20 protein-coding genes are annotated in these 20,496 nt (G+C 63.6%); 10 read left to right on the forward strand and 10 right to left on the reverse strand.

The window, feature by feature from the left end; all coding sequences use genetic code 11:
* Window positions 1–207 precede the first annotated feature (207 nt).
* The 3 genes from J1C48_RS06450 to J1C48_RS19095 all read left to right on the forward strand — a co-directional run bounded on the left by J1C48_RS06450 (window position 208) and on the right by J1C48_RS19095 (window position 1,620).
* The gene (locus J1C48_RS06450; RefSeq protein WP_207256981.1) at window positions 208–555 is read left to right on the forward strand and encodes a hypothetical protein; all 348 of its coding nucleotides are present in this window, start codon (window positions 208–210) and stop codon (window positions 553–555) included.
* 235 nt (window positions 556–790) lie between these two features.
* Window positions 791–1,258 carry a D-erythrulose-4-phosphate isomerase gene (derI, locus tag J1C48_RS06455; protein WP_207256982.1) on the forward strand — a complete coding sequence of 156 codons (468 nt, stop codon included), beginning with the start codon at window positions 791–793 and terminating at the stop codon, window positions 1,256–1,258.
* 233 nt (window positions 1,259–1,491) lie between these two features.
* The gene (locus tag J1C48_RS19095; RefSeq protein WP_255679414.1) at window positions 1,492–1,620 is read left to right on the forward strand and encodes a hypothetical protein; all 129 of its coding nucleotides are present in this window, start codon (window positions 1,492–1,494) and stop codon (window positions 1,618–1,620) included.
* A 299-nt stretch (window positions 1,621–1,919) separates the two neighbouring features.
* Here the strand turns inward: J1C48_RS19095 and J1C48_RS06460 are convergent, their stop codons facing one another.
* The 7 genes from J1C48_RS06460 to J1C48_RS06490 form a co-directional block, all read right to left on the reverse strand.
* Complete coding sequence (locus J1C48_RS06460) at window positions 1,920–3,473, reverse strand: DHA2 family efflux MFS transporter permease subunit (protein WP_207256983.1); 1,554 nt, start codon at window positions 3,471–3,473, stop codon at window positions 1,920–1,922.
* Window positions 3,470–4,813, reverse strand: a complete 1,344-nt coding sequence (locus J1C48_RS06465) for an HlyD family secretion protein (protein WP_231081641.1) — start codon at window positions 4,811–4,813, stop codon at window positions 3,470–3,472. The genes J1C48_RS06460 and J1C48_RS06465 overlap by 4 nt, the downstream gene beginning before the upstream one ends.
* On the reverse strand, window positions 4,810–5,286 hold the full coding sequence (locus J1C48_RS06470) for a MarR family winged helix-turn-helix transcriptional regulator (protein ID WP_207256984.1): 477 nt from the start codon (window positions 5,284–5,286) through the stop codon (window positions 4,810–4,812). The genes J1C48_RS06465 and J1C48_RS06470 overlap by 4 nt, the downstream gene beginning before the upstream one ends.
* A gap of 648 nt (window positions 5,287–5,934) precedes the next feature.
* Window positions 5,935–7,239 (reverse strand): nicotinate phosphoribosyltransferase, encoded by a 1,305-nt coding sequence (gene pncB / locus J1C48_RS06475; RefSeq protein WP_207257154.1) that lies wholly within the window; start codon window positions 7,237–7,239, stop codon window positions 5,935–5,937.
* A 171-nt stretch (window positions 7,240–7,410) separates the two neighbouring features.
* Complete coding sequence (locus J1C48_RS06480) at window positions 7,411–7,620, reverse strand: hypothetical protein (RefSeq protein ID WP_207256985.1); 210 nt, start codon at window positions 7,618–7,620, stop codon at window positions 7,411–7,413.
* 116 nt (window positions 7,621–7,736) lie between these two features.
* Window positions 7,737–8,951: a DUF1501 domain-containing protein gene (locus J1C48_RS06485; protein WP_207256986.1), complete on the reverse strand. Its 1,215-nt coding sequence runs from the start codon at window positions 8,949–8,951 to the stop codon at window positions 7,737–7,739.
* Window positions 8,952–8,955: 4 nt separating this feature from the next.
* Window positions 8,956–10,431 (reverse strand): DUF1800 domain-containing protein, encoded by a 1,476-nt coding sequence (locus J1C48_RS06490; RefSeq protein WP_207256987.1) that lies wholly within the window; start codon window positions 10,429–10,431, stop codon window positions 8,956–8,958.
* Window positions 10,432–10,755: 324 nt separating this feature from the next.
* Here J1C48_RS06490 and mgtE point away from each other — a divergent pair, with 324 nt between their 5' ends.
* Together mgtE and J1C48_RS06500 are read left to right on the forward strand one after the other, a co-directional pair.
* Entirely contained in the window at window positions 10,756–12,165 is a 1,410-nt protein-coding gene (gene mgtE, locus J1C48_RS06495) for a magnesium transporter (RefSeq protein WP_207256988.1), read from the forward strand.
* 108 nt (window positions 12,166–12,273) lie between these two features.
* Window positions 12,274–12,675 (forward strand): MerR family transcriptional regulator, encoded by a 402-nt coding sequence (locus J1C48_RS06500; RefSeq protein WP_207257155.1) that lies wholly within the window; start codon window positions 12,274–12,276, stop codon window positions 12,673–12,675.
* 70 nt (window positions 12,676–12,745) lie between these two features.
* Here J1C48_RS06500 and J1C48_RS06505 read toward each other — a convergent pair whose 3' ends face one another.
* Complete coding sequence (locus tag J1C48_RS06505; RefSeq protein WP_343217685.1) at window positions 12,746–13,723, reverse strand: heparan-alpha-glucosaminide N-acetyltransferase; 978 nt, start codon at window positions 13,721–13,723, stop codon at window positions 12,746–12,748.
* Window positions 13,724–13,908: 185 nt separating this feature from the next.
* Here J1C48_RS06505 and J1C48_RS06510 point away from each other — a divergent pair, with 185 nt between their 5' ends.
* From J1C48_RS06510 to J1C48_RS06525, 5 genes are all read left to right on the forward strand, one after another.
* Window positions 13,909–14,739: an aldo/keto reductase gene (locus J1C48_RS06510; protein WP_207256989.1), complete on the forward strand. Its 831-nt coding sequence runs from the start codon at window positions 13,909–13,911 to the stop codon at window positions 14,737–14,739.
* On the forward strand, window positions 14,739–16,154 hold the full coding sequence (locus J1C48_RS06515) for a mechanosensitive ion channel family protein (RefSeq protein ID WP_207256990.1): 1,416 nt from the start codon (window positions 14,739–14,741) through the stop codon (window positions 16,152–16,154). Before J1C48_RS06510 ends, J1C48_RS06515 begins: the two co-directional genes overlap by 1 nt.
* Window positions 16,155–16,210: 56 nt before the next feature.
* A complete protein-coding gene (locus tag J1C48_RS06520; protein WP_231081640.1) occupies window positions 16,211–17,125 on the forward strand; it encodes a YdcF family protein in 915 nt (304 codons plus the stop codon).
* Between the two features lie 393 nt (window positions 17,126–17,518).
* Window positions 17,519–17,644, forward strand: coding sequence for a hypothetical protein (locus J1C48_RS19100; protein WP_255679413.1), 126 nt, complete (start codon window positions 17,519–17,521; stop codon window positions 17,642–17,644).
* A gap of 208 nt (window positions 17,645–17,852) precedes the next feature.
* Window positions 17,853–18,278 carry a DUF1489 family protein gene (locus tag J1C48_RS06525; protein ID WP_207256991.1) on the forward strand — a complete coding sequence of 142 codons (426 nt, stop codon included), beginning with the start codon at window positions 17,853–17,855 and terminating at the stop codon, window positions 18,276–18,278.
* Between the two features lie 78 nt (window positions 18,279–18,356).
* Here the strand turns inward: J1C48_RS06525 and J1C48_RS06530 are convergent, their stop codons facing one another.
* Together J1C48_RS06530 and J1C48_RS06535 are read right to left on the reverse strand one after the other, a co-directional pair.
* Window positions 18,357–18,635: a hypothetical protein gene (locus J1C48_RS06530; RefSeq protein ID WP_207256992.1), complete on the reverse strand. Its 279-nt coding sequence runs from the start codon at window positions 18,633–18,635 to the stop codon at window positions 18,357–18,359.
* Between the two features lie 337 nt (window positions 18,636–18,972).
* Window positions 18,973–20,436 (reverse strand): serine hydrolase, encoded by a 1,464-nt coding sequence (locus J1C48_RS06535; protein ID WP_231081639.1) that lies wholly within the window; start codon window positions 20,434–20,436, stop codon window positions 18,973–18,975.
* Window positions 20,437–20,496 lie beyond the last annotated feature (60 nt).

The following is a 20,496-nucleotide window of genomic DNA, read 5'->3' on the forward strand; positions in this document are numbered from 1 at the left end:
CGCCGTCTTGTTGCCTTACCAGTCGGGACGTGACCAGATGGGCCCTGCCGTTTGCCGTCGTCTCGGCCTAAAGCATCGGCGAGACAATCGGAATCGATTTTCGGCAAAGCACGATTCATCGATTCAAAGGCTTAGAGCGACCTTTTTGCGTCCGATAGGACGCAGGGCGCGCTGATGTGGCGAGCGGGGCGATTGGCAAGGAGGGCCATGATCATGGGCAACGGAGGAATGGCTCTGGTCGCCGTAACGGTGGCCGCGATTGGGCTTGCCAGCCTTCCGGCACCGGCCGCGGCCAAGCCGGCGCGCTGTTTTACCACCGGCGACGGCAGTTATCCGTGCGACTTCCGCGCAACGGATGCCGACGGCAGTTTCGAGATCCGAGCAAAGGGCAAGCCGGGCTTTTCCCTGCTCATCGACAGCAAGGGCGTCGCCTCGGGTTACGCCGATTACGGCACGGGCCGAAACGTACCGTTGCCGGGCCGCTATCTGCGCCAGCACGACGACCCGGCCTGCTGGGCGAATACGGAAAGCCACACCAAGATCTGCGCCTGGTAGCAACGCGCACCGCATCGTCGACGGCGGCGATGCACGGTGCCGACCAAGCGACGGTCGCTTGACCTTGTGGGCCGGCAGAGTCACTTCTTCCGTATTGATCGGTTCCAGCATCGGCCCGAAAATCGGAATCGATTTTCGGCAAAGCGCGATGCGCCAATTCAAAGAATTAGAGCGCCCTGCGTCCGATCGGAGCAGGGCGCTCTAAGGCCGATCCTGGCATCTGGGAGGAAGCCTGATGAAGATCGTGATCGCCGGCGACAGCGCCGGTCAGCCGTTGGTAAACGCCGTCGCCGACTATCTGAAGACCCGCGCGGGCGTCGAGTTTGAAAATCTCAGCCCCTCGGCCGAAAGCGCAAGCGAGCGCTATGCGACGATGTCGGAGCGGGCGGTGAGCGCGATCCTCGATGGCCGTTTCGATCGCGGCATCTTATGCTGCGGCACCGGCCTTGGCGTCTGTATCTCGGCGAACAAGGTGCCGGGCATTCGCGCTGCGCTGACCCACGACACCTACTCAGCCGAGCGGGCCGCCAAGAGCAACAACGCGCAGGTCATTACGATGGGGGCACGGGTGATCGGCCCGGAACTGGCCAAGGCGATCGTCGCGAAATATCTCGATTCGGAATTCGATCCAGCCAGTTCGTCGGGCCCGAATGTCGCGGCGATCGATGCGCTCGACGAGAAATACGTGCGCAACGTCGGCTGACCCTTGCGGCGGGCGTTGGTGACGACGATCGCAAGGCTTTGCGTGAGGGGGAACAGCCTAGCGACGAATCATTGCACGAAGATTGCCGCCGGCCATGCCCAATCTGCATGGCTGGCCTGAGAATCGAGCGCTTCGTGGATGCGGATTTTCGATTTATGTGCGGTGCATCAAAATAAGCAAACATCCGGTCTGGAGTCTTGGAAATGCATCGCTCGCGCCTCACGGCCATCGCCATGGATCACGTCGTGGCCTCCCGCGTCACCGGCCGGGCTGCGGTGAACGGCGAAGGCATGCGCCGCCCGCCGCTATCGATGATGCAGACCCTCGGGATCGACACGCCCTTCCTCGCGCGCACCCGTTAAGCGCCCTGCATCCTATCGGACGCAGACAGGACGCTCGAACTCTCTGAATGCGGCTTGCCAAAGATTTGGAGCGCCGCAATGGCGTTTCTGGTTCATTGCATTCCGCTTGAGCTCGCCGTGCATCCTTCAGGGCGCAAAATCACGATGCTCGAGGCGCTCTGCAAGGTCGCGCAAACCTGTTTCGGGCAGCGCTGCGGCCTTCTTCCCCTCAGCTTTCAAAAAGGCGCCGGCGATCATTCGCCGGCGCCTTTTGCATGTTTGAGACGGGCGTCGCTGAGGCGGCGGATGTGGTCTGCGCATCACTCCATCGCGATCGTCGGCTCGCTGTCGCCACCGCCTTGGCGAGGCTTCGGCGGGCTCATCAGGGCCAGAAGCGGGATCGCGCACAGCGTGATAATCATCATCAGCTTGAAATCGTCGACATAGGCGATCATCGCCGCCTGACCCTGGGTCGCCTGGAACAGGACAGCCATCATCGTCTGCTGATCCAGCGGTATGCTGCTGGCAAGGCTGGTGAAGTTCGGATTGAAGGGTGAGATGTTCGCCACCAAGCCGGTGCTGCTCACCGCGATGTTGCGAGCGAGCTCGACGGTAACGATCGAGATGCCGACCGATGAGCCGATATTGCGCAACAGGCTGAACAGCGAGGCCGCGTCGGCGCGGTATCGCGGCTCGAGCGTCGCAAAGGCGAGGGTCGAGAGCGGCACGAAGACCAGCCCCAGGCCGAGGCCCTGAATGATGCCGGAGACGATGATCGGGGTCTCGTCCATGGTGACCGAGAAGCCGCTCATCTGCCACAGCGAGATCGCCGTCAGAACGAGGCCGACGAAGATCAAGACGCGTGTGTCGACGTTGCCGACGAGTCGGCCGACGACGAGCATGGCGATCATGGTTCCGACGCCGCGCGGGGCGAGCACCACGCCTGTGGTGACGACCGGATAGCCGAGGATGTTCTGCAACATCGGCGGCAGCAGCGCCAAACCGGCGAGCAGGATAATGCCGACGACGAAGATCATCACCAGCGCCGAGACGAGATTGCGGTCGGTGAAGATCTTGGGGTCGATGAAGGCATGCTCGCGGCCGGTGATATGCAGCGTGAACACCCACAGCCCGGTAATCGTCAGCCCGAGCTCGATCCAGATCTCGGCCGAGGCGAACCAGTCGAGCTGCTCGCCGCGATCCAAAAAGAGCTGCAACGCCCCGATGAACAGCGACAGCATGGCAAAGCCGAAGAAGTCGAAGCCGCGCTTGCGCGTCGGGGTCTTCGGCAGGAAGAACACCATGCCGGCCAGAGCGAGCGCGCCGATCGGCAGATTGACAAAAAAGACGTAGCGCCAATTGAAGGTCTCGGTCAGCCAGCCGCCGAGGGTTGGCCCGATGATCGGGCCCACCATGATGCCGGCGCCCCAGATGGCCATCGCCCGGCCGTGATCTTCCTTGCGGTTGATGGTGAGCAGAACCGTCTGCGACAGCGGCACCAGCGCCGCGCCGCACAGGCCCTGGATCAGCCGGAAGAAGATCATCTCGTTAAGGCTGCCGGACAGGCCACAGGCCATCGAGGCGGCGACGAAACCCGCCGATGAGGCGATGAACAGCTCGCGCAGCCCGATTCGATCGGACAGCCAGCCGGTGACCGGCGTCATGATCGCTGCGGCGACGATATAGGACGTCAGAACCCAGCTGATCTGATCCTGCGAGGCGCCGAGCGAGCCCTGCATATTGGGCAGGGCGACGTTGGCGATGGTGGTGTCGAGCACCTGCATCACCGTCGCGAGCATGATCGAGACGGTGATCAAACCCTTGTTGGGAACCGTGTCCGGATTGACCGCCGGACCGGTCTGAGCCCCACTCATGGGTTGAGGGTCGCGGCCGCGGCCCCTTCCTGGTCCTGCATCGTTGCGCCGGAAGCCGTCGCCACCGCATCATGGCCGGTCGATACGCCGGCATAATCGGCCAGCATGGCATCAAGGCCGAGCGGCTTGGTCACCGGTTGGGCGAAATCCGGAAAGCCCCGGATCTGGCCGGTGTCGACGGTAACATCGGCGCTCATGCCGGCTCGCAGCGGCGGCAGCGCATCCTCGTTTGTCAGATGGATGCGAACCGGCACCCGCTGCACCACCTTGACCCAGTTGCCGGTGGCGTTTTGCGCGGGGAGAAGCGAAAATTCCGAGCCCGTGCCGGCGCCGATCGAGCCGACGGTCCCCTTGAATTCCCGGTCAGGATAGGTATCGAAGGTCACCGTCACTGGTTGTCCATCCCGCATATGGGTGAGATCGGTTTCCTTGTAATTCGCCTCGACCCAGCTGCTCCCGGCTTCGACGATCGTCATCACGCTGGTTGACGGGGTGATGTATTGGCCGACTTGCAGCATTGACGTCTGGCTGACGATGCCGGGTTCGGAGGCCGTCACCACCGTATGGGCAAGGTCGAGCTTGGCGGCGTCGAGGGCAGCCTGGGCCTGCAGCACCAGCGGATGATCGTCGGTCTTGATGTTCGGATTGCCGGCGAGCGCCGCCTTGGCGCCGAGCACCGACTGCTGGGCGCTGGCAAGATTGCCCTGCGCCTTTTGCAAGCCGAGTTGTGCACTGTCATAGTCGCTGCGCGAGGTAACGCCGTTCTTAAGCAGCTTGGCCTGGCGGTCATAGGTCGTCTGAGCGGTCGCGAGCGCATCCTGGTCGGTCTTGACGTCGACCACCGCCTGGCCATAGGCGGCTTTCAGCTTCTCGACCTGCAGCCGCGCGCTTTCGAGATTGGCCTTGGCCTGTTCGACGGTGTTGCGGAATGGCTTGTCGTCGATGGTGAAGAGCACCTGGCCCGCCTTGACCTGCTGGTTCTCGGCGACGTCGACCTTGGCGATCTGGCCCGACACTTGCGGCATGACGGTGACGCGGTCCTGATGGACATAGGCGTCGTCGGTGTCGATATAGCGTCCACCGGTGACCCAGTAATAGACGCCGCTCACGACCATCAACAGCGGTAAGGCGATCATCAGAAGCTTGCGGATCGGCCGTCGCTTTATGGGCGGATTTTCCGGCTTGCCGGTTGCTGTGCCGTTGGCCTCGCCCGTGCTCTCGCGCGGCGGGCTCGGCGGTGTATCGTTGGCCGGGGATTTCTTATCGACCGGGGTCTTGCGCTCGTTCGTCGGCAAGGACTTGGCATTGGCAAAATCGGTTTTCCGTGCCTGAACGTTCATGCCTGCGTCTCCTCGGAAACGGCCAGGCTGCGTTGGCGACGGGTCTCGGCGCGCGCAGTCTTGCTTGAAGTCGATGGGGCGGTCGAGCGGGACGGCCTGGCGTCGTCCGACAGGTTCTCGACGATCGTTGCCAGCGCCTCCATCAACGTCGCGCGGACCTCGGGCGACAGGCCAGCCTGCGCTTCCTCGAAAATGACATCGGCGCGGGCGCGCATCGGTCCAATCAATTCGCGGGCCTTGGCGGTGGTGAACACCATGCGGGCGCGGCGGTCGTTCGGGTCCTGCTGCCGTTCGACAAGGCCGGCCGCGACCATCCGGTCGATGTGGCGGCAAAGGGTCATCGGTTCGAGATCGACCTGAGCGGCGAGCGCGGCTTGGCTCAACCCCTCCTGCCGGGAGAGGCGGGCAATGATCCGCAATTGTGCGGTTGTCATCTCGATATCGCGGTTGTGCTCGGCAAAGCGTCGGCGCATCAGGCGTGCGGCGTCAATGAGCAAAAAGCCGAGACTCGGCCGCGGAGGGGGATCAGATCGCTGAAACATGGCCGGAATATAATAAGCCAAATTATAATAGGCAAGGCATCAATGTGCGGAAATGGGATTCTCGTCATCGAAATCTGCGCTCGCGTGAGAAAGAGGGCGCACCCGCCGCTTCAGCATCGGCCTGAAATTCGGAATTGCTTTTCGACAAAGCAAGATGTGTCAATTCAAAGAGTTAGAGTATCCATTTTGCGTCCGATCGGACGCAGGACGCTCCAGGCCGTCTGGTCCCGTGACCGATCGGATGAATCGAAGCGATACGCAATGATTGTTTTGAAATCACCTGCAATTCTTGTTTGCGGGAACAATGAGGGCTTAACAGCAACGTTGCAATTCTAATTGCGCGCGGCATCTGCGCCGCCAAGCGGCGACATGGCGATCCGACCGTCCCGCGGCATGACGGCAACGAGAGACCGCCCGCCGCAGCGGCCGGCAGATTGCCCGCCGGCGGTGCTTGGATCTGACGCAAAGGCGCCAGCTTAGAGCGTCGGTCCGAAAGTCGGAATCGATTTTCGGACCACACGACGTGTCGAATCAATCAGAGTGCGCGTCCTTTGTGCGTCCTGTCGGACGCACGGCGCGCTAGACCGAAAGGGCGCGCGCCTCATAGGGCGTTTCGCCGAACACGCGCCTATAGCGCGCGACCGCCTCCGGATCGCCGCTCGCTTTGGCCGGATTGTCGGACAGCTTGACGGCGGTGCGGCCTTCGACCTTTGCCACCTTGCAGACTAAAGAGATCGGATCGAGCGCGCCCATCGGCTCGGGCGCGGCGCCGCGAAAATCATTGGTGAGATTGGTACCCCAACCGAAGCTCATCCGCACCCGGCCGTCGAAATGGCGGTAGGTTCGTTCGATGGTGTCGGCATCCATGCCGTCGGAAAAGACCAGCAGTTTCTCGCGCGGATCCTCACCCATCATTCGCCACCAGGCGATAATCTCCTCGCCGCCCTGTATCGGCGGAGCGGAATCGGGCCGAAAGCCCGTCCATTTGGCGAGCCATGCGGGCGCATGGGCGAGGAAAGAGCCGGTGCCGTAGGTGTCCGGTAGAACGATCAGTAGGTTGCCGTCGTAATAGCTCTGCCATTGCTCCAGCACCGTGTAGGGCGACAAGCGCAGCTCCGCGTCGCTGTCGGCGAGAGCCGCGAGCACCATCGGCAACTCATGGGCGTTGGTGCCGATCGCTTCAAGGTCGGTCTCCATCGACAAGAGCACGTTCGACGAGCCGATGAACCGGTCGCCGAGCCCTTCCTTCAGCGCTTCGACGCACCAGCGCTGCCAGAGGAAGGAATGCCGGCGCCGGGTGCCGAAATCGGTGATCTTGAGATCGGGCAGCTGTTGCAGCCGCTCGACCTTTCCCCACATCTTTGCCTTGGCCCGGGCATAGAGGATGTCGAGTTCGAAGCGCTTGAACTCCTTCATCACGGCGCGCGAGCGCAACTCGTTGATGATGGCGAGCGCCGGGATTTCCCACATCATCGTGTGGGTCCACGGGCCGTGAAAGTCGAGTTCGAACTGGCCGTTCACGCGGCGCAGCTCGTATTCCGGCAATTGGAAATCGGCAAGCCATTCGAGAAAATCCGGCCGGAAGATCTGCTTGGTGCCGTAGAAGGTGTTGCCGGCGAGCCAGATCATCTCGCGCTTGGAAAAGGTCAGCTGCCGGGCATAGTCGAGCTGGTCGCGCAGCTCGTCCTCGTCGATGATGTCGGCGAGGTGGACATGCTTTGACCGGTTCATCAACGAAAACGTCACTGAAACGTCCGGATGCAGTCCCCGAACCATCTGCAGCATCAAAAGCTTGTAGAAATCGGTATCGAGCAGGCTGCGTACGATCGGGTCGAGCTTGAACGTGTGGTTCCAGACCCGGGTAGCGATGTCGGTCGCGACCATTCCACTCATCGGCCAAAGTCTTCCAGTCAAAACAGGCGGTGGCGACCGGTCGGCGCTTTGAGGAGCGAGTCGCCGGGCGCTGGCAGATTGCAACATGGCGCCGTCGCCGGAAGCTGCAAGCGGGGATTGACCCGAACTGGGCGTTGCCTTGCCCGTTGTTGCGGAACGGGCTCAGCCCTTTTGGGTTTCCAGACGATTGAAGACCCGCTTCAACGAGCCCATCGATTGGGTTACATTGCGGCAGTCGTGCTGCGCTTCCGCCAGCGCCTCCGCATCGACCGGCTTGCCGCTCTCCAATTCTTGCAGAAATTCGCATATTTCGTCGACACGATTGCCGATGGAGTCGATGGCTCCTTGGAGATCCTCCTTTTTTACAACCATTTCTGCCTCACTGCGCCGGCGCCCCTTCGTCGAAGTATCTGAATATATCACCTGTCATGTTGTGGAAAGCACGACGGCGCGGAAATGGCTCGTGGCTCAGGAGTTTCAGGCGGGTGTCAGATGACGAGATCGTGAAGCGGCTTGACCGCCTGGCTTCCCGGAAAAATGTCACGCGCCAGGACCTGTTCGGACAGGCCGAGATGATCGCGCAGGATACCCTTGAACACCGCTCGCAGGTCGGTGGTCGGCTTCAGGTCGCGGCCGTCCTGCAGGTCGGCTTTGCGCAGCCCCGGCCAGTCGGTGACGACGCGGCCGCCCTTGACGGCGCCGCCGAGCAAAAAGGCCGTCGTCGCCGTGCCGTGATCCGTGCCGTCATTGCCGTTCACCCAGGCGGTGCGACCGAATTCGGTGACGATGGCGATCACGGTGTCGTTCCAGGCCCGGCCGAGCGTCGTCGCCATGTCGGCGAGCGACAGATCGAGGGCTGTGAGCAGCTTGGCCAGGCGGCCGTGATCGGCGCCTTCCTTAACGTGAGTATCCCAGCCTTCGTAGCTGATCGTTGCGAGCCTTGGTCCGTCGGGCTCGGCGAGCAGTTTGGCGGCGCCATTGGCGAGCAGTCGGAAGGCGCGGGCCTCGCCCTTGCCGACGTCGAAATGGCCCTGTCCCATCATCCGGTCGGTTTCGAGCCCTTCCGACAGCACTTTGGCGAGTTGCGGATCGGTTTCGCCATAAAGTGACGCAAGACGCATCGCCGTGTCCTCGCCGGCCGGCCGGAAACTCTGCGGCGCCCAGGTCAGCGTGCCGGCCGGGCCGGTCAGGATCATCGGCACCGTCGGCCCGATCGCCAGGCTCGCGGCCGTTCGGATCGGCTTTCCGGCGGGCAGGGCGCTGGCAACGCGGTTCAGCCAGCCGCTGGCCGCGGTGGAATCGGGGCCGGACAAGCCGGTTTCGAGAACGTTCTGGCCATCGAAATGCGAGCGCTCGCGATAGGCCGTCGCCACCGCGTGCACGATGAGCGCCTGGCGCTGCAGATAGCGCTGGTGCAAGCGCGGCATCGCCTCGTTCAGGGCGAAAAAGCCGTCCGACAGCGGCAAGACGTCCTTGCCGGCTTCGCCGAGCGCCAGAGCGGCGCGCAAGGCCCGATAATTGGGATCGCCGATCGGCGCGACGGCCGCCATGCCGTCGAGAGCGCCCCGCAGGATGACGACGACGAAGCGCGGGTCGCGGGTTCCGGCAAAGCCGGCCTTCGGCATCACCGCCCAACTGGCAAAGACACTGGCCCCGACGAGAAACTTGCGCCGGCTGACGGCCGCGTAGCTGCAGGTCTCCATGACGCTATCTCCGCTGGAATTCCGGGCTCATGAGCAGCAAGGCAAAGGCTTGGCGGGGGCTTTCGGCCCGCTCGATCGCCTGCTTCGTCTGCGGCGACATCAGATCGCCGAGGACCTCCGCCGCGACCGTGCGCGGCGCGACGGGTTTGGCGCGCGCAGCGAGAAACTGCGCAAAGTCGAGCCGGTTGGTCATTGCGTCGGCGGCAAGCCACCCTTGCGAGTCGCCCGGATAACCGGCCGGCGAGAGCGGCGACCAGGGCAATTGGCCGAGCACTTTCAGAGCACGGCTCTGATCCTTCGGCGTCGTGTCGACCGGCAGAGCGCGGACCGCCGCAAAGACGAATTCCTGCGGCGTGCGCAGCTTGGTGCGCGGCGCCGCCCAGGATCGCGGATCGCTGACGAGAGCCCGGGTCACCGCACCGAGGTCGCCTTTGCTCTGGACGAAGACCGCTGCGAGATCGGCGACGAGATCGTCCGGCGGATCGTCTGCGACGAAGGACTGGGTGAGCTTGAAGGCCAGATGCTTTGCCGTCGCTGGATGATGGGCGAGCCGGTGGATGATCGCGCTGGCCTGCGCTTCGCCCGGCTGTGCAAATGTCGCGCCCATCCAGGTGACGACGCCGGGTTCATGCATCGCCTTATTGAATATGAATTGGCCAAAGCCCGCCCGCTTTTTCAAGCTGTTGGCGACCGTCCAGCCGCTCAGCGCATTGGCGAGCGCGCGCACATCGGCCTGGTCGTAGCCGCCATCGACGCCGATCGTGTGCAGCTCCATCAATTCGCGGCCGTAATTCTCGTTGAGCCCCCACTTGCCGGGATGGCGCTTGGCGATCGGACTGTGGATTCCGGCCGATAACGCATTGTCGAGATAGAAGAGCATGGTCGGGTGGTGGGCGACAGCGAACAGCATGTCCTCGAAGCGGCCAAGCACATGCGGGCGGATCGCCTCGCGCTCATAGGCGCCGACGCTGGCCCGGGTCATGCTGCTGCGATCGGCTTCGACCGCGAAATGGTTCGACCAGAAGCTGACCAGCCGCTCGAAGAAGCCGATCGGTGCCTGCTGCGATCGTGCGAACAGAGCGTCGACCGCGGCGTCGTAATGGGCCTGTTGCGGTTTCTTCAAGCGCTCTGCATCCAGCGCCGCCTGCAAGGCCGCGACACTGGATGTCGTGCCGCCTGCGGCCGTGCTGGCACCCATGCCGGCGCCGCTTGCGGCGGCGGGAATGGCGGTGGTGTTTCCGGTTTTTCCAAGGGCGCTTTCGAGCGCCTTCATCTGCTCGCGGATGGCGGCAAAATGCGACCGCACTTCGAAGAGGATGGCGGACGTTTGCGGCAGGCTGGCATCCTGCGGCAGGCGCGATTGCGTTTCGGCCTCGCCGATCAACGCGCCGACCGGATCGTCGGCGAGATGGTCGGCAGCGCCGGGCTGCAATCCCAGGCCAAAGCGTGATGCGGCAAATGCGGGGGCTGCTTCGATCATCGTCGGATGTCTCGAATGGTGAACAATAGCAGTCGATTTGTGTCGGCCGGTTTGTCTCGATCGGCCTAGCATCGTGCGGCAGCGATCCTTGCGGATTGTCTGACGCTGCATTGTTGCCCCACTGAAATATTCGCCCGCATTACGTCGGAAGGAAGGCAATTGTTACAGGCCGCGATAAAATTGCTTTCCGCAAGGCCGCGGGCCGATCGGCAGTCTTGAGAAAAGCCGACATCGCCCATTTTGGTTTGATCGCGCTTGCGATAGAGGCGTGTGACTCGCCTCCGCCGGCGAGGGCTCGAAGTCACGCTTCCAAGGGAGGGCACCATGGCTGACACACAGCACGTCTTGGATACGCCGTCCCCGGAAAACCGCCTCGCGGTCTATGACGACGACGGCTATCTCGCCGAGCCGTTTCTCGACACTGTCCGCGAGGCGCTCGGCGCCGAGGATGCGAATTTCCTGCAGGTGGTCGTTGTGCCGCTGCATGAATCCGAACTCGGCGATCTGTTGCGCAATCTCGACCATGACGAGCGCCAGACGCTCGTCCGCCTGCTCGGCGAGCAGTTCGACTATACGGCGCTGACCGAGGTCGACGAGGCGATCCGGCTGTCGATCGTCGACGCGATGCCAAACGAGCAGGTCGCCGAGGCCCTGCGCGAACTCGATTCCGACGACGCGGTCTACATTCTGGAGGATCTCGAGGAGGAGGATCGCACCGAGATCCTCGCCAAGCTGCCGTTTCGCGAACGGCTGCGACTGCGGCGCTCGCTGGATTATCCCGAGGAATCGGCCGGCCGCCGAATGCAGACGGAATTTGTCGCCGTGCCGCCTTATTGGACCGTCGGCCAGACCATCGACTACATGCGCGAAGAGGAGGATCTGCCGGAATCCTTCGCCCAGATCTTCGTTGTCGATCCGACCTTCAAGCTGCTCGGCGCAGTTTATCTCGATCGCATCCTCCGGGCCAAACGACCGGCCAAGATCGAGGAGATCATGCATGAGACGCGCCATGCCATTCCGGCCGAGACTGATCAGGAAGAGGCGGCGCAGATTATCGAGCAATATGATTTGCTCTCCGCCGCGGTGGTCGATGAGAACGAGCGGCTGGTCGGCGTGCTGACCATCGACGATGTCATCGACATCGTCCAGCAGGAGGCGGAAGAGGATTTCCGTCGCATGGCCGGCGTCGGTGACGAAGAGATTTCCGACACGGTGATCACGGCGGCGCGCTCACGCTTCTTGTGGCTGCTCATCAATCTGGCGACGGCGATCCTCGCCTCTTCGGTCATCGGCCTGTTCGACGCAACGATTCAGCAGATGGTGGCGCTCGCCGTGCTGATGCCGATCGTCGCCTCGATGGGGGGAAATGCCGGCACACAGACGATGACGGTGGCTGTGCGGGCGCTGGCCTCGCGCGAACTCGACATCTATAACGCCGCGCGCATCATCCGCCGCGAGGTGCTGATCGGCCTGCTCAACGGCGCGCTGTTCGCGCTGGTGATCGGCGTCGTCGCCTCGGCGTGGTTCGAGGATATCGGGCTTGGCGAGGTGATTGCCATCGCCATGATCGTCAACATGTTGGCCGCGGCGCTGGCGGGTATCCTCATCCCGATCGTGCTCGATCACTTCGGCGTCGACCCGGCGATCGCCTCGGGCACCTTCGTGACGACCGTCACCGACGTTGTCGGCTTCTTCGCCTTTCTCGGCCTGGCGACCTGGTGGTTCGGGATCTGACGGAGCGAGCGCCGTGATGGTCGTATCAAACGCAATCGTTCAGCCAATATTGACTTTTACGTAAGTCATGGCGCAAGCATGGACTCGGCACACGAGGCCCAGGGGCGCATGCGGGAACATTACACGATCACGGAGCTGACGCGGGAATTCGGCATCTCGACGCGGACCATCCGCTTTTACGAGGACGAAAACCTGATCCACCCGATCCGACGCGGCCGCACCCGGCTGTTCCGGCCCTCCGATCGCCAGCTTTTGAAGAACATCCTGCGTGGCAAACGTCTCGGCTTCTCGATCTCCGAGATCCGCGAGATCATCCAGATGTATCGCGAGCCGCCGGGCGAGGCGGGCCAACTGCGGACCATTTTGCGAAAGGTCGCCGACCGGCGCGCCGAGCTGATGCAGAAGCGCCGCGACATCGAGGACATGCTGGTCGAATTGGAATTGGCCGAGGAGGCTTGCCTGACCCGTATGGCCGAACTCGGCGTTGGCCAGACCTCGCGCTCGGGCTGACAGCGAGGCGCCGAGCCCGGTTGGCGATCCGGGCGGTTGGCCGGCGAATGGCGCGCCTTGTGTGTTCGGGTCAGTTCTTCTTGGCGCCAGCGTCGCCGGCGTCGAAGCTGCAGGCGGCGATAACTTGGCGGATCCGCGTCATATCGGCCGGGCTCGCGTCATTCTCCATCAGCCGGTCGAACAGGTTCTCCGCTTTCAGCTGCTTGTCGGCGCAGGCGCAGTAGAGCTCGCAGAAGGCGGCGTCCTGGCTGGCACGGCAGGCCTTGGTGCAGTCGCTGTTGAAGATCGCGTCGCGATTTGGTGGGGCGATCGTCGCCGCCAGCGCCACCAGGCCAAACAGCAGCGGCTGGTGCAGAAGATAAATGACGAGCGCATGGCGGCCGGCAATTTCCAGCGGCTTGAGCCGGGCCAGCTTGGTGTTCCAGCCGCGCATCGCGTCGATAAAGCCGCGATTGACGGCGATCTGCCCGGCCGCGATGCCGATCAGCACCGCCCCGAAGAACGGAAAGATCGGCACCAGATCGTTCGACAAAGGCATCTTGTCGCTGAACCAGCCGATCCAGGCGAGCCAGCGGCTTTCGAAGATCGGACTGTTGATGACGCTTGGCGCAGCCACCACGGCGATGCCGCAGAGTGCCGTCAGAACGGCCGGAAGCCGCAGGAAGGCAAGGCCGAGGAGGCTCGCCAGGGCGATATGCTGCAGGATACCGAAAAAGACGAAGCTGTTCGGCGTGACATAGAGCGTGACCGCCGTCACCGCGATCGCGCCGGCGCTGATCTGGGCAAGCCGGACCAGGAATTTGCGCCAGCGGATCTCTCGGCCGTGGGCGAGGACCAGGCTGAAGCCGACGAGAAACAGGAAACTGGAGGCGATACACCGCGCGAAGATGCGCCAGCCACCCTGGCCGGTCAGTCCCTGCGCGACATAGGAGAAATGTTCAAGATCCCAGGTGAAGTGGTAGATGGCCATCGCGGCGATGGCGATGGCGCGGGCGATATCGATGATTTCGACGCGGCCACGGGCCGACGGATTGACGCTCTCGGACACGGATTATCCTTTTCCATTGCGGCAAGCCTCTACAGTGTTCGCTTGCGGCGCGAAAGCGACGGTGGCGCTGGGGCCGAGGCAACCCGCAGGGCTTGACCACGGCTGGCGAGCGGCATTTTGCGCCTATTTCTTCCGGTTCAGGTGCGCCACAGGCGCCAAATGACCGTTCGAAAAGGCTGCATGTCATGAAATTCATCGAAGCCGGCACGGCGAAGATCCCCGCCATCGGTCTTGGCACCTACACGCTGGAGGGCAAAGACTGCGTCGAGATGGTCGCCCGTGCGATCGATGTCGGCTACCGGCATCTCGACACGGCGCGCATGTATGGCAACGAGCGCGAGGTCGGCGAGGGCATCCGCCGGAGCGGGATCGCTCGTGACGAGGTCTTCGTTACCACCAAGGTCTGGTGGACCGACCTCGCGGAAAAGGACTTCGCTGCGGCAGCCCGGGATTCGATCGACGCGCTCGACATCGGTGCCGTCGATCTGTTGCTGATCCATTGGCCCAATCCCGAAATTGCACTCGAAGAGACCATGGACGCGCTCTGCCGCGCGGTCGACGACGGACTGACGCGGCATATCGGCGTCGCCAACTTCACCTCGACCTTGCTCGACGAGGCGGCCGCGATGGCCGCCCATCCGCTGGTCTGCAATCAGGCCGAATACCATCCCTTCCTCGCTCAGGATCAGGTTTTGGCCGCCTGCCGCCGGCATGACATGGGGTTGGTCGCCTATTCGCCGATCGGTCGGGGCGGGGAGGTGCTGACCCATCCGGTGATCCGTGCGGCCGCCGCGCATCACGGCAAGTCGCCGGCCCAGATCGTATTGAAATGGGAAGTCGAGCAGGATCGCGTCGGCGCGATCCCGCGCACGTCCAAGCCGGAGCGGCTTGCGGAGAATCTCGCGATCTTCGATTTCACGCTGAGCGACGACGAAATGGCCGCGATCACCGCCTTGACCCAGCGGCGCGAGCGGTTGGTCAATCCCTCCTTCGCACCGCACTGGGACCGTATCTGATGGATCCGGCGACGCTGACGAGAATTGGCGCGCAAGCTCGCGACTGGATCAATTCGGTTCTGCACTTCTTCTATCAGCCGTCGACCCTGGCGCAGATTGCAGCCGTTGCCGGCTGCGTCCTCGTCGCCGTTCTCCTCGATCGGCTGACCCGGTCGTCGATCGATGCGCAGGCTCGCAAAATCCGAGCCGCACCGAGCCTGCTGCGCATCATCGCGGCCTTGCGCCGGCGCATGAAGCTGGTGTTTTTCGTCCTCTGCGTCTGGCTTCTGACCCTCGCCGACAGCGCCGCCGGCGGGCCGCAATCCTCGATCATCTCGATCGTCTTCAAGCTGTCGCTCGCCTATCTCGTCATTTCGGTCGGTTCACGCATCGTGCGCAACCGGCTGGCGGCGCGCATTATCACCGTCACCGCCTGGGTGGTCGCGGCCCTGTCGATCATGGATTTGACCGAACCGGTCTCGAAGGCACTGGACGCGACGGGGGTGCAGATCGGCGGCTCGCGGATCTCGGCGCTGCTGGTGATCAAGGCCGTCATCGTGCTGGTCGTCACGCTGTGGCTGGCCTCGGTGATCGGCAATTTCCTGGATACGCGGGTGAAGCGCAGCGAAGAATTGACTCCGGCGCTCAGGGTGCTGATCGGCAAGTTGCTCAAGGTGACGCTGGTGCTTGTCGCCTGCGTTGTCGCCCTTGCCGCCGTCGGGGTGGATCTGACCGCGCTGACGGTGCTGTCGGGCGCTCTCGGCGTCGGTCTCGGCTTTGGCCTGCAGAAGGTCGTCTCGAACTTCATTTCGGGGATCATCATTCTCACCGACCGGTCGATCAAACCGGGCGACACGATCTCGCTGGGCGATACCTTCGGCTGGATCCGTGAGCTCCGTGCCCGCTTCGTTTCGGTGATCACCCGCGACGGCAAGGAATATCTGATCCCGAACGAGGACTTCATCACCAATCAGGTGATCAATTGGTCTTTTTCCAACGATCTGGTGCGGATCGACGTGACCTTCGGTGTCTCCTACGATTCCGATCCGCATGACGTGATTCGTATCGCCAAGGAGGCGACAACCTCGGTCGCCCGGGTGGTCTCTGACAAGCCGGTGGTCTGCTGGCTGACAGGCTTCGGCGACTCGTCGCTTGATTTCGTCGTCCGCTTCTGGATCCGCGATCCGCCGGCGGGGCTCACCAACGTCAAGGGTGAGGTATTGTTGGCGCTATGGGATGCGTTCAAGGCGAATGAGATCGGCATCCCGTTCCCGCACCGCGAGATCATCATGCGCACGCCGGTCACGCTGGCTGGGAAGGGCGGCGAGGCAACAGCTTCGTCCGTCCCGGAGGAGAGCGTCGAGACCCGCAAGGCGCACGTGGGCGCAAGCGGGGAGGCATCACGCGCCGCCGACCCGACGTCTGCGGCCGAGTAGCGCCGAGGCGAAGTGGCCGCGTCGTGGCTGCGCTGCAAGCTTCGCGGTCGCTCGCTATGCTTCGTGTCGGTGGGGGCCGAATCGCGGCGCCGCAGCTGTCATGGAGCCATTCCCTGTTTTTCTATGTTGCGAAGATCGGTTGGCTTCTCGTTCAGCCCCTTGTCGCCATCCTTGCCGTCGCGGTTCTCGGCCTCGTTCTGGGGTGGTTGCGCTTTCGTCGGCTTGGCTTTGTCCTGGTCGGCTTGGCGCTCGCCGCTCTGGCGGTCGTCAGCCTCAGCCCGCTCGGTCTGCTGATGATGGCGCCGCTGGAAAATCGCTTTCCTCGGCCGCAACTGCCGCCGACGATCACGGGTCTCGTTGTGCTCGGCGGTGCGTTCGATACGCGGATCGCGCAGACGCGCCGGCTCCCGGAGCTCAACGACGCCGCCGACCGGGTAACCGAAGCGCTGATTCTTGCCCGCCGCTATCCAAAGGCGAAGGTGATCTTTTCCGGCGGCGACGCCTCGATCTTGGCCGACGATGTGCCCGAGTCCCAATCGGCGAAGCGTTTCTTCCTCGATTCGGGGCTGGCCCCCGATCGGCTCATTCTCGACGACAAGGCCCGCGACACCTCCGAAAACGCCCGCCGCGCCAAGGCCTTGGCCGATCCGAAACCGGGCGAGATCTGGATCTTGATCACGTCGGCCTTCCACATGCCCCGCGCCGTCGGCTGTTTCCGAAAGGCCGGCTTTGCCGTTCTGCCCTTTCCGGTGGACTACCGGACACCCGGCGGCGACGCGGTCTGGCGCCCGTCGATGGCGACGGTGCGCAATCTCGAGCACGTGCATTTCGCCGTTCGCGAATATCTCGGGCTTCTGGCCTATTGGCTTAAGGGGCGCACCAGCGCGCTGTTTCCGGCGCCGCTTCCGGCGCCGCTGGCTGTGCGAGGCCAAGCTCCAGCCGTCTCGCCAGCGGCTCGTCCCGCCGGCTGAAATGCCGGAGCATAAGCGCGGCCAAAATCGCCAAATAGGTGAACGGCCTCCAGCATCGGCCCGACAATCGGCATCGATTTTCGGCAAAGCACGATGCGTCGATTCAAAGGGCGAGAGCGACCTTTCTGCGTCCGATAGGATGCAGGGCGCTCTAATAAATTTCCAAAGGTCGTCGACCGGCCGGCCTGCAGGCTGCTGTATTGAGGGAATTGGGGGCTCCGGATGCCAGACCGAGGGTCAAGCATCGTGCAAGGCTGGAATGCGAAAAACGGTGGAGTTTTTATGCGCCGGTCCGCTTGTGGCCGCATGTGTTAAGCGATAATTAACGCGCCGAGCTGGCGACGGGGGAACGTGACCGGCTCAAAAATCTGGGGTTCAGGATAGTTTCTGATCATGGATGACAGCGTACGGAAGTCCTGCTGGGGCGTCACCGTTTGGACGGTTGCGATCTTCACGGCTCTGATGTTGATTGGTTTTCTCTGCACCAATGCCGGCACCGTGGCGATCGCCGCGAGCTGACGGTGGTGCGATGAGGGGCGCAGAGCGCCCCTCATCGCAGACCTGCGAGTCTTGATCGGCATGCGCTCGGCCCGCCCCTCGGGAGGCTCCGCGTGTGTCGATGCGGCGGTTCGGCGCCGGGCTGGCGTCTTGCATTGATGGGGATAGCCGCCCGATTGCGTCGCGCCGGCCCTTGGCATGAGGCTGCGGCTTCGCCAGATGTCAGACGATGGCACTTCACCTTCTCAAGCTCTGTGTCGGCGTCGACAGCGTCGAGGATCTCGCCGCCCATATCGCGCATCGTCTCGCCGTGTCCGGCGCGGCGGTCACCTGGCACATCACCCGGATGGTGCCGAAGCGGATCGATGAACTCATCGACGGCGGCTCGCTCTATTGGGTGATTCGCGGGCAGGTGCAGGCGCGTCAGGTCATCGTCGGGATCGAGCCCTTCACCGATCACGAGGGGATCGGCCGCTGCCGGATCCTGCTTGATCCGACGCTGGTGACGACGCGGCATCAGCCGAAACGGCCGTTCCAGGGGTGGCGCTATTTGAAGGGCGCGGACGCGCCCGCCGACCGCATGCAGGCCGAAGAAGGAGCGGACGATCTTCCGCCGGACCTGTCGCGGGTCCTTGAGGAACTCGGCGTTATCTGACGGCCGACTGCGGCATCGTCCGGACCATCGACATGAATGCCGCCGACGGCCGATGCGGTGGTGGAGATGCCGGTGCGATCACCGAAATCGCATGCGCACGGCGGTCGTACCGCTGGGCGCCTGGGCGCGAATGCGGGTGTAGGCGACCGGCTGCGAGGCCCGCCAGGCGCGGGCGCCATAAGACAGGAGCAGCCCGACCAGTTCCTTGGCCTTGACCCGTGAGCGTCCGTCCCGGGCGTCGCCAAGGCGCAGTGCCGCTTGCTGCAGGGGATGGATGCCGGCCGGAAGCGCCTCCGGGGCCGACGTGCTCGCAGGGCCCGGCGCGTTCAGATTGCGGCTCTGATTCTCGATCGACATGACTTCCCCTCGTTACTCGACACGGCCGGCGGTTCAGGCTTGGACGTCCGCCGCATTCAAACGTCGAGGCATTTCGCCCCATGATCCGCGTCGCTCTCTCGCACCCCCATGCGAGTCGAAGCGGCGGACACTCCCTGTCCGGCAATGCGGCGTCATGCCGTTGGACCGTCTGCCGGATGTGGCCTCTGCGGCGATCGGTGACGCAATCGCTTGGAGCCGTCCGTGGCGAGGCATCATGCCTCGCTCAATGGTGCATCGCCGGTGGCCGTGATGGGCCTGGATCCGGCGACACGCCGTGTCGTTTTCTCGCCGAGCGGGCGAGCCGGCTGCGGCCGCCTCAGTTGGCGACGGCGTAGCAGTTGAAGGCGTGGCGCTTGAGGGCCGCGCAGGCTTGCCAGGCCTGATCCTTGTCGTCGAAGCCGGAGAACCGGGCGCGATAGAGCGTGCCGCTGCCGGTCTTGACGCTTTCGGTGAAGGGCTGTGCTTCCGCTAGCCGCGACCCGACGGTGGTCTGGGCCTTTTTCAGCATCTCCATCGCCTGGGACGCGGAGTCTGTCGCTGCGATCTGGACGACCCAGGGCGAGCGATCTGTCGGCTGTACCACCTCCGACGCGGTGTTCCGCTTTATAGAACCGACCGTCCCGCGGTCGATGTCGGTCGTGCCCTGATCGAGCGCTGCCGGTGACAGCGTGGCGCCGTTTACAGCCGCCGGGCGAACCAGTGGCAGGATCGCTTCGGCCGCCGCGTTGCCGACCGGGCGGTCTTCGACGAGGGCGGCGCGGATAGCATCGACGCCGACGAGCGGACGGGAGGTCGGAGTCGGCATGCGCTCGGCGATGTCCCTGCCGGTGTCGGTGCCGTAGGCCATGGCGATGCGGTCGCTGATCGACATGCCCTCGTCGACCGACGGGCGGCTGTCCGGCACCGGCCCGTGCTTCGGCAGGGCGGCGATCTCGACATTGCTGTCCGGACGGGCGGCGATCAGCGGGCCGCTGTCGCGGGTGCTGGCTTTCGGCACATAGCGCTTCAGCAACTCGACCATGTGGTCGTCGCGCGAGCGCCCCGAGGTGCCGCCGAAGACTGCGGCGACGACGCTCTTCCCGCCCTCATGGACCGAGGTGACGAGATTGAAGCCGGACGCGTTGATATAGCCGGTCTTGATGCCGTCGACGCCCTTGTAGCGGCCGAGGACACGATTGTGATTGCCGAGCCGGCGACCGCGGAAATTGTACGAGCGTGTCGAGAAATAGCCGTAATATTCCGGAAAATGTTCGTAGAGCGCGATACCGAGCGTCGTCATGTCGCGGGCCGTCGTGTGCTGCTCGTCGTTCGGCAGTCCGTTGGCGTTGCGGAAGATCGTTCGGGACATGCCGAGCCGGCGCGCTTTCTCGGTCATGCGCTTGGCGAAGGTCGATTCCGATCCGGCTTCGTATTCGGCCAACACCACCGCGGCGTCGTTGGCCGACTTGGTGACCAGTGAATTGATCGCCTCGTCGACGGTCAGATAGGTGCCGGGGCGAAGGCCGAGCTTCGAGGGCGGTCGGGACGCGGCATAGGACGACACCGGCATCTTGTCGTCGAGATGGATCTTGCCGCTCTTCAGCGCCTCAAAGGTGAGGTAGAGCGTCATCATCTTGGTCAGCGACGCGGGATAACGATATTCATCGCCGCGATCATTATAGAGCACCTTGCCGGTGTTCGCATCGATGACGAAGCCGGAGTAGTTCGGGTTGGCCGCGCTGGCCGGAGCGACGCTCATGGCGACGGCAAGCCCGGCGCCGACAATAGCGGCGACGGTCAATCTGGTCAGGTTTCGTGCGGTTCTTCGCAGCTGCAACGGGTCGAATGGCACGCGGGAACT

This window comes from Jiella flava, assembly GCF_017349315.1.
In the GTDB taxonomy this organism is placed as follows: domain Bacteria; phylum Pseudomonadota; class Alphaproteobacteria; order Rhizobiales; family Rhizobiaceae; genus Jiella; species Jiella flava.

What these genes read in the sequence shown, in the direction of transcription:
- J1C48_RS06450 (WP_207256981.1), top strand. Translation starts at nt 208, where the DNA reads ATGATCATGGGCAACGGAGGAATGGCTCTGGTCGCCGTAACGGTGGCC.
- derI (WP_207256982.1), top strand. Translation starts at nt 791, where the DNA reads ATGAAGATCGTGATCGCCGGCGACAGCGCCGGTCAGCCGTTGGTAAAC.
- J1C48_RS19095 (WP_255679414.1), top strand. Translation starts at nt 1,492, where the DNA reads ATGGATCACGTCGTGGCCTCCCGCGTCACCGGCCGGGCTGCGGTGAAC.
- J1C48_RS06460 (WP_207256983.1), bottom strand. Translation starts at nt 3,473, where the DNA reads ATGAGTGGGGCTCAGACCGGTCCGGCGGTCAATCCGGACACGGTTCCC.
- J1C48_RS06465 (WP_231081641.1), bottom strand. Translation starts at nt 4,813, where the DNA reads ATGAACGTTCAGGCACGGAAAACCGATTTTGCCAATGCCAAGTCCTTG.
- J1C48_RS06470 (WP_207256984.1), bottom strand. Translation starts at nt 5,286, where the DNA reads ATGCGCCGACGCTTTGCCGAGCACAACCGCGATATCGAGATGACAACC.
- pncB (WP_207257154.1), bottom strand. Translation starts at nt 7,239, where the DNA reads ATGGTCGCGACCGACATCGCTACCCGGGTCTGGAACCACACGTTCAAG.
- J1C48_RS06480 (WP_207256985.1), bottom strand. Translation starts at nt 7,620, where the DNA reads ATGGTTGTAAAAAAGGAGGATCTCCAAGGAGCCATCGACTCCATCGGC.
- J1C48_RS06485 (WP_207256986.1), bottom strand. Translation starts at nt 8,951, where the DNA reads ATGGAGACCTGCAGCTACGCGGCCGTCAGCCGGCGCAAGTTTCTCGTC.
- J1C48_RS06490 (WP_207256987.1), bottom strand. Translation starts at nt 10,431, where the DNA reads ATGATCGAAGCAGCCCCCGCATTTGCCGCATCACGCTTTGGCCTGGGA.
- mgtE (WP_207256988.1), top strand. Translation starts at nt 10,756, where the DNA reads ATGGCTGACACACAGCACGTCTTGGATACGCCGTCCCCGGAAAACCGC.
- J1C48_RS06500 (WP_207257155.1), top strand. Translation starts at nt 12,274, where the DNA reads ATGCGGGAACATTACACGATCACGGAGCTGACGCGGGAATTCGGCATC.
- J1C48_RS06510 (WP_207256989.1), top strand. Translation starts at nt 13,909, where the DNA reads ATGAAATTCATCGAAGCCGGCACGGCGAAGATCCCCGCCATCGGTCTT.
- J1C48_RS06515 (WP_207256990.1), top strand. Translation starts at nt 14,739, where the DNA reads ATGGATCCGGCGACGCTGACGAGAATTGGCGCGCAAGCTCGCGACTGG.
- J1C48_RS06520 (WP_231081640.1), top strand. Translation starts at nt 16,211, where the DNA reads ATGCTTCGTGTCGGTGGGGGCCGAATCGCGGCGCCGCAGCTGTCATGG.
- J1C48_RS19100 (WP_255679413.1), top strand. Translation starts at nt 17,519, where the DNA reads ATGGATGACAGCGTACGGAAGTCCTGCTGGGGCGTCACCGTTTGGACG.
- J1C48_RS06525 (WP_207256991.1), top strand. Translation starts at nt 17,853, where the DNA reads ATGGCACTTCACCTTCTCAAGCTCTGTGTCGGCGTCGACAGCGTCGAG.
- J1C48_RS06530 (WP_207256992.1), bottom strand. Translation starts at nt 18,635, where the DNA reads ATGTCGATCGAGAATCAGAGCCGCAATCTGAACGCGCCGGGCCCTGCG.